This is a genomic window from Patiriisocius sp. 208BN25-11 (genome assembly GCF_058147145.1).
The window spans coordinates 1-251 of the sequence record NZ_JBYVJY010000091.1 but is presented as its reverse complement, the minus strand read 5'-3'; the positions used below and the strand labels follow the sequence as shown (position 1 = coordinate 251).

At 34.3% G+C, this 251-nt stretch carries 1 protein-coding gene; it reads right to left on the bottom strand.

Going from position 1 to position 251, the window contains the following annotated elements:
• Positions 1-251, bottom strand: a 251-nt coding sequence (locus ACY2RS_RS15695; protein WP_490099601.1) for a DUF8685 domain-containing protein, incomplete at both ends; no start/stop codon positions are given.

Sequence of the window (251 nt, the reverse complement as noted above, 5' to 3'; positions counted from 1 at the left end):
TTGTGATGTATTGTTGTAAATCTACTTTGTCTTGATCATCTAGGGTTTTACTACTTTTTATTTTTTGTTCCATCACACGCAATCTATCGCGCAGCATGACTATTTTAGGAAAAAAGGTTTTGATAGGGATTTCCTTGTTTGACAAACTAACATCTGCAGGTTGTAAAATCATCTTCCCATTTTTGTATTTATCTGCTATAGGCACAATCTCGCTGACATCACTCCAACGTTTTAAAATATCACGTAAGGAT